The sequence below is a fragment of the Mycobacterium cookii genome, from assembly GCF_010727945.1.
GTDB lineage: Bacteria > Actinomycetota > Actinomycetes > Mycobacteriales > Mycobacteriaceae > Mycobacterium > Mycobacterium cookii.
This window is the reverse complement of sequence record NZ_AP022569.1, coordinates 2553043-2567717: the sequence shown is the minus strand read 5'-3', so window position 1 is coordinate 2567717 and position 14675 is coordinate 2553043. Positions and strand designations below refer to the sequence as shown.

General features: G+C 64.1%; 16 protein-coding genes. 9 read left to right on the top strand and 7 right to left on the bottom strand.

The genetic code is table 11. From position 1 onward, the window contains the following. The 3 genes from G6N27_RS12020 to G6N27_RS12010 form a co-directional block, all read right to left on the bottom strand. Positions 1 to 528, bottom strand: a complete 528-nt coding sequence (locus G6N27_RS12020; protein ID WP_163781700.1) for an Rv2253/PknI dimerization domain-containing protein — start codon at positions 526 to 528, stop codon at positions 1 to 3. A gap of 131 nt (positions 529 to 659) precedes the next feature. Further along, on the bottom strand, positions 660 to 1292 hold the full coding sequence (locus G6N27_RS12015; RefSeq protein WP_232064972.1) for a hypothetical protein: 633 nt from the start codon (positions 1290 to 1292) through the stop codon (positions 660 to 662). Beyond that, on the bottom strand, positions 1289 to 1756 hold the full coding sequence (locus G6N27_RS12010; RefSeq protein WP_232064971.1) for a hypothetical protein: 468 nt from the start codon (positions 1754 to 1756) through the stop codon (positions 1289 to 1291). The genes G6N27_RS12015 and G6N27_RS12010 overlap by 4 nt, the downstream gene beginning before the upstream one ends. Before the next feature lie 462 nt (positions 1757 to 2218). Here G6N27_RS12010 and G6N27_RS12005 point away from each other — a divergent pair, with 462 nt between their 5' ends. Continuing rightward, positions 2219 to 2599: a hypothetical protein gene (locus tag G6N27_RS12005; RefSeq protein ID WP_179963395.1), complete on the top strand. Its 381-nt coding sequence runs from the start codon at positions 2219 to 2221 to the stop codon at positions 2597 to 2599. Positions 2600 to 2626: 27 nt separating this feature from the next. On the opposite strand, the gene G6N27_RS12000 is transcribed toward G6N27_RS12005, so the two are convergent. Beyond that, positions 2627 to 3286 carry a TetR/AcrR family transcriptional regulator gene (locus tag G6N27_RS12000; RefSeq protein ID WP_163776531.1) on the bottom strand — a complete coding sequence of 220 codons (660 nt, stop codon included), beginning with the start codon at positions 3284 to 3286 and terminating at the stop codon, positions 2627 to 2629. A gap of 210 nt (positions 3287 to 3496) precedes the next feature. On the opposite strand from G6N27_RS12000, the gene G6N27_RS11995 reads away from it, so the two are divergent. From G6N27_RS11995 to G6N27_RS11985, 3 genes are read left to right on the top strand one after another with little or no spacing between them, the layout of a single operon-like run. Continuing rightward, positions 3497 to 4282 carry a spirocyclase AveC family protein gene (locus G6N27_RS11995; RefSeq protein WP_163776530.1) on the top strand — a complete coding sequence of 262 codons (786 nt, stop codon included), beginning with the start codon at positions 3497 to 3499 and terminating at the stop codon, positions 4280 to 4282. A 13-nt stretch (positions 4283 to 4295) separates the two neighbouring features. After that, positions 4296 to 5489, top strand: coding sequence for a cytochrome P450 (locus G6N27_RS11990; protein WP_276045000.1), 1194 nt, complete (start codon positions 4296 to 4298; stop codon positions 5487 to 5489). Positions 5490 to 5508: 19 nt separating this feature from the next. Then, positions 5509 to 6618, top strand: a complete 1110-nt coding sequence (locus G6N27_RS11985; protein ID WP_163776529.1) for an NAD(P)H-dependent amine dehydrogenase family protein — start codon at positions 5509 to 5511, stop codon at positions 6616 to 6618. 105 nt (positions 6619 to 6723) lie between these two features. Here G6N27_RS11985 and G6N27_RS11980 read toward each other — a convergent pair whose 3' ends face one another. Beyond that, positions 6724 to 8019 carry a cytochrome P450 gene (locus tag G6N27_RS11980; protein ID WP_163776528.1) on the bottom strand — a complete coding sequence of 432 codons (1296 nt, stop codon included), beginning with the start codon at positions 8017 to 8019 and terminating at the stop codon, positions 6724 to 6726. A 230-nt stretch (positions 8020 to 8249) separates the two neighbouring features. On the opposite strand from G6N27_RS11980, the gene G6N27_RS11975 reads away from it, so the two are divergent. Beyond that, positions 8250 to 8840 (top strand): TetR/AcrR family transcriptional regulator, encoded by a 591-nt coding sequence (locus tag G6N27_RS11975; RefSeq protein WP_163776527.1) that lies wholly within the window; start codon positions 8250 to 8252, stop codon positions 8838 to 8840. Positions 8841 to 8845: 5 nt separating this feature from the next. Here the strand turns inward: G6N27_RS11975 and G6N27_RS11970 are convergent, their stop codons facing one another. After that, the gene (locus G6N27_RS11970; protein ID WP_163776526.1) at positions 8846 to 9265 is read right to left on the bottom strand and encodes a hypothetical protein; all 420 of its coding nucleotides are present in this window, start codon (positions 9263 to 9265) and stop codon (positions 8846 to 8848) included. A 217-nt stretch (positions 9266 to 9482) separates the two neighbouring features. Here G6N27_RS11970 and G6N27_RS11965 point away from each other — a divergent pair, with 217 nt between their 5' ends. The 4 genes from G6N27_RS11965 to G6N27_RS11950 are packed head-to-tail and all read left to right on the top strand — an operon-like array spanning position 9483 to position 12940. Continuing rightward, positions 9483 to 10673 carry an amidohydrolase family protein gene (locus tag G6N27_RS11965; RefSeq protein ID WP_163776525.1) on the top strand — a complete coding sequence of 397 codons (1191 nt, stop codon included), beginning with the start codon at positions 9483 to 9485 and terminating at the stop codon, positions 10671 to 10673. A gap of 39 nt (positions 10674 to 10712) precedes the next feature. After that, positions 10713 to 12116: a FadD3 family acyl-CoA ligase gene (locus tag G6N27_RS11960; protein WP_232064970.1), complete on the top strand. Its 1404-nt coding sequence runs from the start codon at positions 10713 to 10715 to the stop codon at positions 12114 to 12116. After that, the gene (locus tag G6N27_RS11955; protein WP_163776524.1) at positions 12113 to 12742 is read left to right on the top strand and encodes a fatty-acid--CoA ligase; all 630 of its coding nucleotides are present in this window, start codon (positions 12113 to 12115) and stop codon (positions 12740 to 12742) included. Before G6N27_RS11960 ends, G6N27_RS11955 begins: the two co-directional genes overlap by 4 nt. Before the next feature lie 12 nt (positions 12743 to 12754). Then, entirely contained in the window at positions 12755 to 12940 is a 186-nt protein-coding gene (locus tag G6N27_RS11950; RefSeq protein WP_163776523.1) for a (2Fe-2S)-binding protein, read from the top strand. Between the two features lie 3 nt (positions 12941 to 12943). Here the strand turns inward: G6N27_RS11950 and G6N27_RS11945 are convergent, their stop codons facing one another. Next, positions 12944 to 14617 (bottom strand): alpha-keto acid decarboxylase family protein, encoded by a 1674-nt coding sequence (locus G6N27_RS11945; protein WP_163776522.1) that lies wholly within the window; start codon positions 14615 to 14617, stop codon positions 12944 to 12946. Between the last annotated feature and the right edge of the window lie 58 nt (positions 14618 to 14675).

The following is a 14675-nucleotide window of genomic DNA, read 5'->3' as shown; positions in this document are numbered from 1 at the left end:
TCAGCCGATCTTGTCTATTCGAATCGGCATATCGATGCTCAGCCACTGGTTCTGCCCGCAGGCGCCGCTCGGGCCGACCGTCTTGTTCCGGCCGGCCATTACCGGCGACCCGAGTTTTATGAAACCGCTGCCGTCGGGATCAACGGGATAGAAAGAGAAAGTCTGCTTTCCGGTGAACGCGGTGCCGTCTTCACACCGCTCCCAGTTCGGCACTTCACGTCTGGCGTACCACGAGGTCCCGTCAAGCATGTATAACCGGGCGCTCCAGCCCTCGTCGCTTTTCACCGTGCCGTCGCATTCCATGTAGGTCATGCACGTGGAGCTCAGCGTCCAGGTTTGCACCGTCGTCGGCTCGCCGTTGTACTGCTCGTTGTACTTGGCCCAGTTGCCGATCGACGTGACGCGGTACGTGCCGTTGAGAGCGACGTCTTCCTTCGTGTACGCCCGAGCCGTGAACGCCGGACCTACAAAGCCAACTGCACTGGTAGCCAACAGCATTGCTGTGGCGACGGTCCCAAGTGGTCGCATCGTCTGCTCCTCGACGCGCTCAATCCAACTGTGTCGGAGCCGGTGACGGCACCGGTAGCGGCGTTCTCGCCTGATGAGAATAACACCGGCACGTTCGACCTGATATGGGTTCGAATGAGAAGACGCGGAGCTTATGTCACCGGATCCAATTTCGAGATCAACCACGAGCCGCCGACCTTCGTGAGCGTTATTCGCACGGCGCTCGGGGTTATCAACGGTTGCGGCTTGTCCTTGCCTGTTGTGGTTTCGTTGAGGAAGACCAGCACGACGGCGGAGTTCTGCTCCAGTTCGGACACGGCCGCTCTCACCACCGCGGCGGTCTGCCCGAGGTGCTTTTGCTGCACCGTCGGAATGACGAACTCTTTGGTGAATTTGTCGTAGTAGGCGAGAAAGTCCCCGGTGAGATGTGACCTCGCCCTGGCGAAGTCACGATCCATGTTCTCGCTCGAGTAGGACAGCGCCGCGACGGCGCCTTCGGAGGCAGCTTGGATCGCCCGCTGGGCCGCGGCGTCATCGAGCTGTCGATCCGGACGGTACTGAAGAACGAATAGGCACGCAGCCAGTCCCACCGCCGCGATGACCGATGTCGTCAAAAGTATTGAAGCCCAGTGCGCGAGAAGGCGAGACGCCACCAGGTCGACCGCAGCCGCTCTGTCGGGACGTGGCTCGTCGACAGAAGGAGCGTCGCTGCGGACGTTCTGCGAGTCTGGATCCTCGTCGGCGATCTCCGCATCGTCGAGCGGCGACTCTGGCTCGGAATTCATTGGACGAAATCAAGTTTCGACATCTTGAGCCGATCCCCATCCCGATCGATATTGACACTGAGTCGCCAGAAGACCGGCGGCCGCGCCGACTTGTCGGGGTTGATGGTGTCGGACTTCGCGACCACCAGGACCACTGCCGAATCATCTGTCATCGACTCGACCGCTGCATCTTGCACGGTGGCCTTGGTGGTGACCTGCGCATCCTGAGCATTTTTGGCCATGTAGCTCGACGTCGCTTCCAGCTGGCTCTTGAGCGCTCCTGTTGTTTCGTCGATGCTGCGCTGGACGTTCTCCGTAGCGTGCGCGGGATCAATCGACATCATTGTTTCAATTCCCTCCCGGGCCGCGGCGACGAACTCTTCCGCGTGCTGGCGCCGCTGCACGAGCGTGCGGTGCTGCCAGACGATGTAACCGCTGGCCGTCAGTGCGGCGCAGAGCAGTACGATCGCGGAGCCGACGCCCACCGCTTTCCCGGTAGGACGACGGAGCCGCCGCGGCCACCGAAGCCTTGATCGCCGGCGAGCCGGCTTGGCTTCGACAATGTCAGCGTCGTCGGTCTGTTCGCTTGAACCGGCGTCGGCCTCTCGGCGCAATTCGGCCGCGCGTGCTCGTGCGGCCTCGGCGCGCTCCTCGGCACGAACGAGCTCTGCTTCCGCTTCCGCGAGCGCATCTGGAGCTTCGGTGGTGGGTGAGTCGGCGTCGGAGTCCGTCACTGGTCCTGGGCAATCGCCGTCGCGAGCGCACCGCTACTCACGGCTCGTTCCGGGCTACACACGGAGAATCACGTTATCACCCCAAAGTCGCTGGCCGGACCGGGTGTGGTGGCGCGCAATATCCCCGCGCTACCACCTGCATGTGATCTTCTCCGAAGAAGAGAATTTTCTTATCGCCCATGCAAAACTATTTTGGTGCGTCTCATCGTGGTGATGGTGGCTGCGCTGATCGGAGTTGGCGCGCTGATGCCGCCGACGGCTGCCGCAGGGCCGACGGTCTGCGACTACCCGGCCTGCACTCCAGGCATCGCTCCGAACATGGTGTTGGGCGCGCCGTGCGACAACACCACCTACTACGCATTCGGTGTCTCGGGCGGTTATGTGCCCGCCACCCAACCCGGACGGCTGATGTTTTGCGGCTCGCCTAGGCGATACCAGCCGCGATGGTTCCGCTCACCGCCGATGGCGGGCATCAAGGACGAAAACGCCGACTGCGGGAAGTTCTTGAATTACGTTGCGCAGGCGCCCGACGGCCTGTTCCTGATCTGCATCGCGCAGGAGGGTCACGCCTTCTGGACCCGCGCCGACACGTAAGCATTGCTGCCGCAGCGTATTTGCCCCTCAATCCTGCCGGTGCAGGAAGCCATGCAGGATCGCTTGGACGAGTTCGTCGACGATCGCTTGTTTCGGCGGTGGCTCGTTTCCGAAGTAGGTGGAGCGCAACGCCGCCATGCCGGCGATCATGGCGACGGTCGAATGGGCGGGCAGGTCGGGGTTGTTGCTGCGCAAGCCGCGGATGCGCATGCCTTCTGCGCCGATCTGACTGAGCACGTTGAGGGCTCGCCTGATGTCGGCGATGCCCGTCTCGGCGAGTTCTCCTTCGCTGAGTGCCTGGGCAGCCATGAGCGTCAACAGCAGGCCCTGGTGTTCGACGAAGAGGTCGTAAAGCTCGCCGACGAAGCGCCGGGTCAACTCTTGTTCGTCGGCGTCCTCGTGGACGACCGACTCCCACGTGCGGCCGAAATCATCGACGAATTCGGTGAACGGCAAGACCAGGGCTTCGCGAAACAACCCTGCCTTCGAGCCGAAGTTGCGGAACAGCAGGTGTTCGGTAACGCCTGCGGCCTCGGCGATTTCGCGGGTGGTAGTGCTGCGGTAGTCCTGACGGGCGAACAGGTCGCGGGCCGCGGCGAGCAGAAGCTTGCGTGGTTCACCCCGCGGCCGACGTAGCACCGGGGCCGCGGCCTCAGCCGGCTTACCGGCAACAGAACGCTGAGGCACGGGTAATCACTCCTCGACGTGGACCTGATGGTTGACTGTTCATAGGATAGTCGTCACTATCTAAAGGGATGCATTCCTCACTGGAGAGGTGTTGGGCGTGGGTGCTGTGATCATGCTAGGCACGTTGTTCGGCTTGATAGCTCTGGTATTCGGCTTGGTCCTGCGTTTCGACCCGGAAGCGCGACGCGCTTCCAGCATCGAGCGCCGCCCGTGAGCGACAAGATGACGCCATTGCTGGAAGGACAGATGTACTTCGCGTACATCTCCGGTATCGCGTTCTTCCTCATTGGTGTCTACCTCAGCTTCCGCCGCCGCCGCCTGCACCCGCTGTTGCTGTTGTGCATCTCGGCGCTGTCGTTCTCGTGGATCGAATCCCCGTATGACTGGGCGATGTATGCGCAGTTCCCGCCCGCTCTGCCGCGAATGCCGTCATGGTGGCCGCTGAACGTGACGTGGGGCGGGCTGCCGTCGTCGGTGCCGATCGGCTACATCTCCTACTTCGTACTGCCCGCGCTGACCGCCGCTGGTCTGGGGCGCTGGCTGAGCGCAAAATTCAACTGGCGCAGGCCGATCACTCTGCTCACGGTCGGCCTCGCCGTCGGCTTCTGCTGGGCGTTCGTCTTCAACGCCATCACCGGCGCTCACTTCGGCAACTTTTACTACGGCTACGTGATCCCCGGACTCGCGATCTTCGAGGGCACCAAACACCAGTACCCGCTGTATGACTCGCTGGCCATGGGCATCGAGATGATGGTCTTCACCTATCTATTGGGCCGCACCGATTCCGAGGGCCGCAACGTCATCGAGATGTGGGCCGACAGCAAGGCGAAAAACCATCTCCAGTCGGCGGTGTTGTCGATCGTCGCCGTGATCGTCGTCGGGCACGTGGTCTACGGCTCGGTGTTCGCGCCGCATCTGATCACGAAGCTGGGCGGCTGGGTGACGGCAGGACCCACCGAACAGCTCTTTCCGGGCACGCCCAATCAGCCCCGCTAGCAGAAGGCAGATCTTGAGCAATTCGACGACTGAGCTGTACTACGACCCGTTCGATCACGCCATCGACGACGACCCCTATCCGGTGTGGAAGCGGATGCGCGCCGAGGCGCCGCTGTATTTCAACGACAAGTACAACTTCTACGCGCTCAGCCGCTATGACGATGTCGGACCGGCGTTGCACGATTGGCAGACATACCGGTCCGGACACGGCACCACCGCCGATGTCTTGTTCAGCGGCATCGATATTCCGCCCGGCATTCTGCTGTGGGAAGACCCGCCCCTGCACGATCTGCATCGTCGCCTGCTATCCCGGGTGTTCACTCCGCGCCGCATGCTCGCGGTCGAGGGCATGGTCCGCGACTTGTGCTCGCGCGCACTGGATCCGCTGCGTGGCTCGGATGGATTCGACTTCGTCGGCGATCTCGGCGCGATCATGCCGATGCGGACGATCGGTTACCTGCTGGGCATCCCCGAGGAGGGTCAGCAGCAGATCCGCGAGCGAAACGACAAGAGCATCACGGTCGAATCCGGGGGCAGCCTGCTGAGCGCGACGACCCTGGAAGAGTCGATCGGCCAGTTCGCCGACTACATCGAGTGGAGAGCAAGCCATCCGTCGGACGACTTGATGACAGAACTGCTCAATGCGCAGGTCGAAGAACCAGACGGGACGATGCGCCCACTCGACCGGGGCGAGGTCATCGCCTACACGGCGATGATCGCGGGCGCGGGCGGTGAGACCACCGCGCGATTGATCGGCTTCATGGGTGAGTTGCTCGGTGAAAACCCGGATCAGAGAAGGGAATTAGTAGCTGACCCGTCGCTGATTCCGTCGGCGGTCGAGGAGACGTTGCGCTACGAGCCGCCGTCACCGGTGCAGGGGCGTTACGTCGCTCAGGACACCGAGCTCTACGGCCAGACCGTCACCGAGGGCTCGTACATGCTCTTGCTCAACGCGTCGGCCAACCGCGACGAGACGCACTTTGACGACCCGGATCGCTACGACATCCACCGCACCGGAGGGCATCTGAGCTTCGGCCAGGGTCTGCATTTCTGCCTCGGTTCGTCGCTGGCGCGGCTGGAAGCGCGGGTCGCCTTCGAAGAGGTGTTCAAACGCTGGACCGACTGGGACGTCGATTACCAGAATGCCAGCAGGGCAAGGACTTCCAGCGTACGGGGCTGGGCCCGGCTGCCCGTCAAAGTCGCATGAGCCAACTCAGGAGGAAACTATGACCGCAGGTAAGTATCGCGTCGTGGTATGGGCCACGGGCGGGATCGGGTCGATCGCCATCCGCACCATCACCAACCGTCCCGAACTCGAGCTGGTCGGGGTGTGGGTGCACTCCGACGACAAGGTCGGCAAGGATGCCGGCGAGCTGGCCAACGGCGATCCCATCGGTGTCACCGCCACCAACGACGCCGACGCGCTGATCGCCCTCAAGCCGGACTGCGTGGTCTACGCAGCCAGCGGACCCGAACGCGACGCGCTAGCGATTCCGGACTACGTGAAACTGCTGGAATCCGGGATCAACGTCGTCACCACCAGCACCACTCGACTGGTCAACCCGCACGCCTACGAACCTGCCGAGTGGCGCGAACAACTCGTCGCCGCGGCCAAACAAGGGCAGGTGTCGCTGTACGCCTCCGGGATCGAACCCGGCTTCGCCGCCGACTACCTGCCGCTCGTGCTGTCCACGCAATCGTCGTCGATCGAGAAGATCCACTCCTATGAGATCGGGCTGTACGACGACTACGGCGTGCCCGACATCATGATCAACGGACTGGGCTTCGGCCAGCCGCTGGACTACCAGCCCTGGATCTCGTTCCCCGGCGCGATCGCCGGCGAGTGGGCGGGTCAACTCCGATTGATCGGCGACGCCTTCGGGGTCGAAGTCCAAGAGGTCCGTGAGGATTTCGACCGCACCGTCACCAACGAAACCCTTGAAGTCGCGATGGGTACCGTCGAGGCGGGAACGTGTGGTGCAATCCGCATGAAAGCCATCGGCGTCGTTGACGGGCGCGAGGCAATCATCGTCGAGCACGTGACCCGGCTCGCGCACAGCGTTGCCCCGGACTGGCCGACCGGTATCGGCGACCTGTCCTACCGCGTCATGATCACCGGCGATCCCGACATCGACTGCACTTTGGCGGCAACCCTACGTGACCCCCGTCGAGCCGGTATCGGCTCGATGACGTCGGGTGCCGGCGCGATGGTGGCCACCGCGATGCGCGTCGTCAACGCAGTGCCCTATGTCGTCAACGCCGCGCCCGGCCTGCTGAGCGCCGTCGACCTCCCGTTGACCATTCCCAAGAACGTCTTTGCCACGCAACAAGTTTGAGTAGAGCGTGACTACCCGGGTCATCCAGTGGGCTACCGGCCCGGTGGGATCTGTTCAGCTCGCTCGATATCCCGATGACGTTGCCGCGGAACGCATTCGGCTGAGCTAGCGAGCCGGCTCCAGCGCGGGACGCGGCGTGAACGTGAGGTGCAGGTCGCTGAGCCCACGCAGGATGTAGGTCGGCTCGAAGGTGTAACGCCGCCCGTCGGCCGGCCCATGCTGGGTTTCGCTGATCGCGATGTCCGACATCCGGTCCAGGATCCGCTCGATCGACACGCGACCCTCGACGCGCGCCAACGGTGCACCGGGGCAGGAATGCACGCCGCGGGCGAACGCCATGTGCTCGCGGACGTTCTTGCGGTCGAGCTGGAATTCGTGCGGGCTGTCGAAGCGGCGCGGGTCACGATTGGCGGCGCCCGGCAGCACCATCACGACGGTGCCGATCGGAATGTCAACGCCGCCAACGGTGGTCGCCCTGCGGGCCAGCCGGGAGTCGCTCTTCACCGGGCTCTCCATCCGCAGCGACTCCTCGATGAAGTTGGGAATGAGGCTGCGGTCCTCACGCAGCTGCCGCTGAATCTCCGGACGGTCGCCGAGAGCCTGCAGGGCGGCCGAGAGCAGCTTCGCGGTGGTTTCCTGTCCGGCGGCGAAAAGGAAAGTCGCCGAACGACTTACCTCGATGACGTCCGGCGTCGAGCCGTCTGGGTACTTCGCCGTCGCCAACGACGTCAGCACGTCGTCGCGGGGAGCGCTGCGCCGATCTTCGATATAGGAGCAGAACTTGTCGTCGAGCCACTCCAGCGGGTTGATGCCCACCGACTCGAGATCGAGCGCGCCCACCCGCGCACCCGGACGGTCCGCGCCCAGTACGGTGCGGAACTGCTTGTGGTCTTCTTCCGGAACACCGAGCAGGTCGGCGATCACCAGCGTGGCGAACGGCTTGGAGTATTCGGAAATGAACTCGCACTCACCGTTGTCCAGAAACTCCTCGAGTTGGCGGTCGGCGAGGCGCCACATGAACTCTTCGTTTTCCTTCAGCCGGCTCGGCGTGAGCAACCGGCTCAGGATCGAACGCGCCCGGGTGTGGTCCGGCGGGTCCATGGTGACCATGTGCTCGAACATCGGGAACTGGCTGCGGTGAGCATCGATCAAGGGAGTGAGGTCATCGCCCTCGATCTCGAACGGCAGCGGTGGAAACGGACCGCCGAGCGCGACGATGTTGGAAAACGTCTCCGGATCCTTGTAGACCGCGTTCGCCTCTTCCCAGCCGGTGACCGCGACCACGTTGTGGTGCGGCAACCGCAGCACCGGGTTCTGACTACGCAGGTAATCGAAGTACGGGTGCGGATCGGGAACCAGGGACTGATCGGTGAAGAAGTCGATCGAATCGAAGTTGCTCATCTAAGCGCGCCTCCCGAGGCTGGTCTGCCCATTGATGTTTGGGCAACCGTGGTGTGGGGCGGCGGGCTGCTATGAGCCTTTGCGCCGTCCTGGACTGAGATCAACGAAAGTGCAGTAATTGCTGAGCACCTGCTTAGCATGACGCTAATGTCGTGGTCAAGGCGAGAGCGACGCCTGACATTACGATCGGCACGTTCAGCAACACATCGACGGGAGCGTGGAGCCAAGCCATGACGTCGGAGCGCAGGATCGGGGCGCCGGAAGCCAAGAACCGCGGCGTCCTGCTCGACGCTGCCGAACACCTGATGCTCGAAGAAGGCTATGCCGCAGTCACTTCGCGTCGGGTGGCGGAAAAAGCGGCGCTGAAACCACAGCTGGTCCACTACTACTTCCGCACCATGGACGACTTGTTCCTCGCGGCGTTCCGGCGTCGCGCCGAAGCGGGCCTCGAGGTGCAGGCGCAGGTGCTGCAATCCCCGCAACCGTTGTGGGCGCTGTGGCGGTTCAGCACCGATCCGGCCGCCACCGCGATCACCATGGAGTTCATCGCGGTGGCCAACCACCGCAAAGCGCTGAAGGCCGAAATCGCCTACTACGCGGAGCGCTTTCGCGAGGAGCAACGCAAAGCGCTGACGACGATCCTGGATCGTTACGACGTTGCCCGGGTGCAAATCCCGCCGTTGGTGTGGTCGGTGCTGATGACAAGCGTGTCCCGGGTGCTGGTGATCGAGCGGGCGCTCGACATGTCCGCCGGGCATGACGAGACGATCGAGATCGTCGAGAGCTATCTGCGCCATTTGGAAGGCGACCCCGAAATCTAGTCGCCTCACCAGTTACGCAGCGAACAGAGCGCGCCCTTCGGCCCATCCTGCGAGGCCTTGACGACCCCGTCGACGATCAGAGCGCAGTGAAACATCGGCGTGCCCGGTTCGGTACCGGTGCTGACCGCGACCATCGCGTACTGGTCGGGATTCGCCAGCATCACCGGCGGTGACACCCAGGGATGGCCCGGCGCGATGTCGGCCTGGACGTTGGGCGTGAACTGGTACGGGTTGTGGCTGTAGTTGGAGAACTTCCCAGGGTCCTGGTCGAGGTAGTAGATGTCGGCCCAGATCGGGCTGGCCGCCGTGATGACGTACTTGACCTCGTGCATGGGCGGGTCATCCGCCCGAGCCGGCACGGCGACCAGCGCACTCGCCGCGGACAGCGCGGCAATCGCGATCGTGCCTTTACCGATGGTTGTCATGCGCACCTCCGGCCACCCATTGACGCAGGGGCGATATCGGCATTCTCCTCGGCGGAGAACAGCATCACCATTGCCTGTCACATGACCCTAACGTCTGCCGGTGGGGGGCTTGCGCCAATGCGCAAAATTCCCGTCGAACCTGTCGCTCAGCACCTGAGGGCATTGCGGTAGCCTCGGACTGAGAATAGTATTCTCACAAACTGGTAAGGAGGATTTCATGGGCCAGCTGTCGCACCGGGAAGACGTCCCGTTTCCGATCTTTGACGCCGACAACCATCTCTACGAACCGCCGGAGGCGCTGACCAAGTTCCTGCCCAAGGAGTACAAGGACTATGTCCAGTACGTCCAGATCAACGGGCGGACCAAGATCGCGATCCGCGGCCAGATCAGCAACTACATCCCCAACCCGACCTTCGAGGTCGTCGCCCGGCCGGGTGCCTGGGAGGAGTACTTCAAATACGGCAACCCGGACGGCAAGACCAAGCGCGAACTGTTCGGTGAGCCGATGCGGGCCATCCCGGCGTTCTTCGAGCCCGGACCACGCCTGGAGGAGATGAACAAGCTGGGTCTGGACCGCACCCTGATGTTCCCGACGCTGGCCAGCCTGCTGGAGGAGCGGCTGCGCGACGACCCGGTCGCCATCCACGTCCTGGTCCACGCGCTCAACGAGTGGCTCGATGAGGTCTGGGGCTTCAACTACCAGAACCGGATCTTCACCACCCCGGTCATCACCCTGCCGATCGTCGAGAAGGCGATCGAGGAGTTGGAATGGGCGGTCAAGCGCGGTGCACGCTGCATCCTGGTCCGTCCGGCACCGGTCCCAGGCTTCCGCGGCCCGCGGTCGTTCGCGGTGCCCGAGTTTGACCCGTTCTGGGAGCGGGTCGTCGAGCACGACCTGCTGGTCGGTATGCACTCCAGCGACAGCGGCTACTCCCGCTACACCTCGGAATGGGACGGCGCCGACCAGGAGATGCTGCCGTTCCAGACCAACGCGATGGGCATCCTCAACGAGTGGCGGCCGATCCAGGACTCGGTCGGGTCGTGGGTGATCCATGGTGCGCTCTACCGCCATCCCAAGCTGAAGGTCGCGATCGTCGAGGCCGGCTCGAAGTGGATGACCCCGTTGCTCGACGGACTGGCCGAGGTCTTCCGGAAGGCCCCGGAGGCGTTCCCGAGCGACCCCGTCGAGATGGTCAAGAACCGGATCCACGTCAGCCCGTTCTTCGAGGACGGCATCGACGATCTGGTCAACCTCGTCGGCGTGGATCAGGTGTTGTACGGCTCGGACTGGCCGCATCCGGAAGGACTGGCGGAGCCGACCTTCTACGTCAACGCGCTGTCGCACCTGTCCGTGGACGACCAGGCGAAGATCATGGGCGGCAACCTGTCTCGTCTCGTCACGGTATAGCGGCCCCTGAAGATTCAAAACTGGGAGACCATCCCCGAGATGGTCTCGAGCGCAGCGGACCGCTTCGGTGACGCAGAAGCGATTGTCGACGGTCCGCTGCGCTACACCTTTCGCGACGTTGTCGACCGGATCCGCTGCGCTGCGGGAGCTTTCGCTGACCTAGGCATCGCCAAAGGCGACCGCGTCGCGCTCTGGGCACCGAACTCGGCGGAATGGATCATCGCCGCCTTCGGACTGCTCACCGCCGGGGGCGTGTTGGTGCCGGTGAACACGCGGTTCAAGCCGGAGGAAGCCGGCGACATCATCACCCGCAGCGCGGCCAAAGCTGTCCTCGTCCACAAGGGTTTCCTCGGTCAGGATTTCACCGCACCGGCCGGCATACCCGTCATCGACCTGAAGTCCGATTTCCTTTCCAGCGGCTCACCATTCGAGCGATCGGTCAGCGGCACCGATATCGCCGACATCATCTTCACCTCCGGCACCACCGGACGCCCCAAGGGCGCGATGATGAACCACTACCAGACGCTGCGGATGTACGAGGAATGGGCCACGCTCGCGGATCTGCGCGAGGGTGACCGCTACCTCCAGATCAACCCGTACTTCCACACTTTCGGCCTGAAGGCGGGCTTGATCTCCTCGTTCCTGCGTGGTGCGACGATGCTGCCACTCGCGGTGTTCGATGTCGACTCGGTGGTGAATCTCATTGACCAAGAACGCATCACAATGCTGCCCGGTCCGCCGACGATGTACCACTCGTTGCTGACGGTCTCCGATAAGACCAAGCTCGCGACGCTGCGGGCAGGGGTGACCGGTGCCGCCGACATCCCGGTCGAACTGGTGCGCCGCATCCACGACGAGCTGCCCTTCCAGACGCTGATGACCGGCTACGGCCTTACCGAAGCCGGCAACGTGACGCTGTCGCGGCCCGGAGACTCGTTCGAGGACGTGGCCACCACCGCGGGCCTGCCTTGCGAGGACGTCGAGGTGCGCATCGCCGACGACGGCGAGGTGCTGGTCCGGGGATACGGGGTGATGCAGGGCTACCTCGACGACCCCGTGGCCACCGCGAACGCGATCGACAGCGACGGCTGGCTGCACACCGGAGATCTGGGGAATTTCGACGATGCCGGTCGGCTGAGGATCGACGGGCGTAAAAAGGACATGTTCATCGTTGGCGGCTTCAATGCCTACCCTGCTGAAATCGAGGGCTTCATGCTGGAACACCCCGCGGTCGCTCAGGTCGCCGTCGTCGGTGTGCCCGACGAGCGGCTCGGGCAGGTGGGCAAGGCCTTCGTGGTGACGAAAGCGCCTGTGTCGGAGTCCGACCTGATGTCGTGGTGCCGCGAACGGATGGCTGGGTTCAAGGCCCCGCGATATGTCGAATTCCTCAGTGAGTTGCCGTTGAACGCCACTGGGAAGGTGATGAAGGACCAGCTTCGATGAGTCCAGGAGGCCCGCCTTCGCATTCGATGGTGATCGCATCGGACTACCGCGTGCCCGACCCGGACCAGGTGTGGCCACTGCTGCAGCGCCGTAGGTCCGCGCTGGCCGGCATCGGTGCGCACCATGTTCTGGTCTACACCTCGACACACGATTACGGCCGCGTGCTCGTGACGATCGGAGTGCGCAGCCGGGAACCGATCGTCGAGCTGTTGCGGTCACGGGTGTTCTTCGACTGGTTCGACGCCGTCGGCGTCGAGGACCTTCCGGCGGTGTTCGCCGGCGAGATCGTCGAACGGTTCGGATCCGTCGACGTGCCAGCCCGCACGGCGCCCGGCGTCGTCGTCGCCGCAATGGCGTCAGTAGACGATGTGGCCACGCTGACCACTGAAATCCGTGGTGCCTTGCCGAGATTCGAGGCCGCCGGCATCCGGGAGACTCGGCTGTTCCGTGCTTTCGACGATGGTCACGAGGTGATGATCCTGCAGGAACTCGACGACGAGGACCGCGCGCGGCAGTGGATCGAAAATCCCGACCACGCCGCCCCGTGGATAGCGGGTGCCGGCAGGGGCGCCTATCCACCGGTGTTCGTCGGCACGTTCTCCGACATGATGCGCATCGAAGAATGAACGGGCCGTTCGGTGTTCGTCTGCTTGTGTAACGGCATCACCAGCCAGGTGGTGGCCGATGCCATCGCCGGCGGCGCGTCGACGACCAAGGAGATTTCGAAAGCCTGCGGGGCGGGCGCCGAGTGTGGCCGGTGCCGGCGCACCCTGCGACTGCTGCTCGGCGCGCAGGGTGGCGACCGGAAGCGCCTGCGCCTCTAGCGCTTAGCGGCGCGGGCTGCCGTCCGCGGAGGTGGGCGCGACGAGTTGGGTCAACAGGTCGGGGATGTCGAGTCGCGGCACGACCGCCTCGATCAACACCATCCGGTCGCGGTGATCGGCCGCCGCGACGAACGCGTCGTCGAGTTCGCCGTAGTTCTCGGCGCGGAAGAAGAGATGGTTGGTCACGCCGAGCGCGGTGGGAATGTCGGCCCAGCGCCACGCGACGATGTCGTTGTAGGGCGCTGTTTTTCCGTGAATCATCCGCTCGATGGTGTAACCGTCGTTGTTGACCAGGACGATCACCGGCGACAGTCCCTCGCGCGAAAAGGTGCCCAGCTCTTGAACGGTCAGCTGGGCGGCGCCGTCGCCGATCAGCAGCACCGGCCTGCGATCGCGTTCGGCAAGTCCCGCGCCGAGGGTGGCCGGCAGCGTGTATCCGATCGACCCCCACAACGGCTGGCCGATGAACGTCACGCCCTGGGGTAGCCGGTGGGTGGCCATGCCGTAAAACGAGGTGCCCTGATCGGCGAGGACGATGTTGCCGGGGGTGAGCGCGTCACAGAACCTGTCCCACAACACTTTTTGGCTCAGCGGTAGGTCGCGGTCGGGCTTGCTCGGTTGCACCTGGTGGGACGGCGACGTGACCGCCGGCGACTTGACACCCCGCTTGGTGAGAATCGAGGTGACAGCATCCAGCGCGGCTCCCATCTCCAGCGGCGCGAACACCAGGTTGCCGACCGTGCTCTGCTGTACCCCGACGTCGATGGTCCTGGCGGGATCGATGCGCTGACTGAAGAAGCCACTGACCATGTCGGTGAACACCACGCCCGCGGTCACCAGCACGGGCGCGTCCTCGATCGCACGACGGACCGGTTCGGCGCTCGCCGCGCCCGCATAGATGCCCAGAAATTCCGGTGCACTCTCGTCGACCAGGCTCTTGCCCCACGTAAGCGTGGCGTGTGGGACCACGTCGGCTGCCAGCAGCGCCTCGAGCTTGTCGACGGTGTTGAGGCGGTGCACCAACAGGTCGGCCAGCACGGTCAGCTGCTGGTCGGCGATGAGTTCGGCTGCGGCATCGGCGAATTGCGCCAACGCCCGCGGGCTGGTGCCGCCGGTATATCGGGGCAGCGGGGCGGTCGGGGGTTCGGTTTCGAAGCGGGCCACATCGGTGGGCAACAGCAGATACCCGGGCCGTCGCTGTTCGCGTACTTCGCTGAGCACCCGGTCGATCTCCCTGGTCGCCGTCGCCGGCATGAGATTGGCCTGGGCACAGGTGATTTCCCGGCTGACGCGCAGGAAGTGCTCGAAGTCGCCGTCGCCCAGCGAATGATGCAGGGCCCGGCGGGTGCCCTGCGCGTCTTTCGACGGCCCGCCGACGATGTGCACCACCGGCACGTGCTCGGCGTAGCTACCCGCGATCGCGTTCGCCGCCGACAGCTCGCCGACCCCGAATGTGGTTACCACAGCTGATAATCCACGCAGCCGGCCATAGCCGTCGGCGGCGTATCCGGCGTTCAGCTCGTTGGCGTTGCCGACCCATCGCAGCTGCGGGTGCGCCACGATGTGGTCCAGGAATTCCAGGTTGTAGTCACCGGGCACGCCGAATACTTCGGTGACACCGAGTTCGGCCAGGCGGTCCAGCAGGTAATCGCCGACGGTGTAGGACGGGTCATTCACGAGGACGACGGTACGCGTCTGCGGTCGAAAACGCCGTCCGCGCGGCGTCGCCTCGCTA

Bases quoted from the DNA above. Each gene is read 5' to 3' on its own strand.
- G6N27_RS12020 (WP_163781700.1), bottom strand. From the start codon at position 528: ATGCGACCACTTGGGACCGTCGCCACAGCAATGCTGTTGGCTACCAGT.
- G6N27_RS12015 (WP_232064972.1), bottom strand. From the start codon at position 1,292: ATGAATTCCGAGCCAGAGTCGCCGCTCGACGATGCGGAGATCGCCGAC.
- G6N27_RS12005 (WP_179963395.1), top strand. From the start codon at position 2,219: ATGGTGGCTGCGCTGATCGGAGTTGGCGCGCTGATGCCGCCGACGGCT.
- G6N27_RS11985 (WP_163776529.1), top strand. From the start codon at position 5,509: ATGACCGCAGGTAAGTATCGCGTCGTGGTATGGGCCACGGGCGGGATC.
- G6N27_RS11980 (WP_163776528.1), bottom strand. From the start codon at position 8,019: ATGAGCAACTTCGATTCGATCGACTTCTTCACCGATCAGTCCCTGGTT.
- G6N27_RS11975 (WP_163776527.1), top strand. From the start codon at position 8,250: ATGACGTCGGAGCGCAGGATCGGGGCGCCGGAAGCCAAGAACCGCGGC.
- G6N27_RS11970 (WP_163776526.1), bottom strand. From the start codon at position 9,265: ATGACAACCATCGGTAAAGGCACGATCGCGATTGCCGCGCTGTCCGCG.
- G6N27_RS11965 (WP_163776525.1), top strand. From the start codon at position 9,483: ATGGGCCAGCTGTCGCACCGGGAAGACGTCCCGTTTCCGATCTTTGAC.
- G6N27_RS11960 (WP_232064970.1), top strand. From the start codon at position 10,713: ATGGTCTCGAGCGCAGCGGACCGCTTCGGTGACGCAGAAGCGATTGTC.
- G6N27_RS11955 (WP_163776524.1), top strand. From the start codon at position 12,113: ATGAGTCCAGGAGGCCCGCCTTCGCATTCGATGGTGATCGCATCGGAC.